1 protein-coding gene is annotated in these 1108 nt (G+C 59.6%); it reads right to left on the bottom strand.

What is annotated here, in order from left to right:
- Positions 1-745 (bottom strand): replication initiation protein (locus HBR94_RS28370; protein WP_170045913.1); only part of this gene is annotated, 745 nt, incomplete at its 3' end.
- Positions 746-1108 lie beyond the last annotated feature (363 nt).

Raw genomic sequence — 1108 nt, 5'->3', positions numbered from 1 at the left:
GCCCCACTTCCTCCTTGGTCAGCTTCCCGGCTTTGCTCTTCGCCGGAGCCTTGCCGACTGCCTTGGCGGGCTGCTTCTTCGGGGCGTAGTCGAACACCAGGTGCGTGACCTTGCGCCCGGTCTTGCGCTGGCTCCAGGTCAGCATCAACGGGCTGTGCTCGTTGATCTGCTGGACTGCTGGATCGAGCACGCGGCGCTTAAGGTCTTTGATCGAGGGATAGCGGTCTTCGAGCTGGAGCCAGCGGCGCAAGTCGTCCAGCTCGACCACTCGGTGACCCTCCGGCCACTGCACCAGGAGTTCGTACAGGCGGATGGCGTGGGCGCTGGTCATCTTGGCCACGTCCGACAGTGCGTAGCGCGTGAACTCGCGCTGTAGGCCGGTCAGGTACGGCAGTATGTCCTTGCCGAAACGCAGCTCTATGCGGCCTTCCTGGTCGATGTAATCGACACGCTGAACCCAGCAAATTGTTGACCGGCGTTTGGTGCGAATGGTCACGCCATCCGGCTCCAGGATCAGAGTCACCCGGCGCGTCTGGAGGCGTTCGGCGGCGTTCTGTAGGTCGCGGTATGCGGTCTTGGGATCGGTGCCGCACAACTCCGCCAGTTCGGCAGCGGTGACGCTGTACAGCACGGCGTCTGTGACCTTCGGCTGATCGCGGCGCACTTGCGTGATAGCCGACAAGATGACGCGCTGCTCTGCAACGCTCATGCGGTACGACGCCTCGATGATGTGGTTCGACTTCACGACGAGTTGACGGTCTTGTTCCATGACTCCCCCTTTATATGGGACAACATTAACAATGTCCCTTAATACCGTCAATCTGTCCCCTTTAAACCGTCAATCTGTCCCCTTTAAACCGTCAATCTGTCCCCTTTAAACCGTCAATCTGTCCCTTTATGGACGCTGGAACCCGCATGGCACTAGGGCTGTAGAGCGCCTAAAAGGAGAAAAGGTAAAAGTAAAAAAGGGGCGCAGGCCCCGAAATCTGTGGATAACAGCCTGAAAATTGAGGTGTCAGACGATGCAGCGACCGAGCCGAAGGCGCGGGCGCTGGAGCGGCTGACACCCACCAAGCGAAGCGCGGTAGAGCGGTCTAGAACGGCACTC

The sequence above is a fragment of the Pseudomonas sp. WS 5412 genome (assembly GCF_012985615.1).
In the GTDB taxonomy this organism is placed as follows: domain Bacteria; phylum Pseudomonadota; class Gammaproteobacteria; order Pseudomonadales; family Pseudomonadaceae; genus Aquipseudomonas; species Aquipseudomonas shahriarae.
This window is presented reverse-complemented; position numbering and strand designations above follow the sequence as displayed.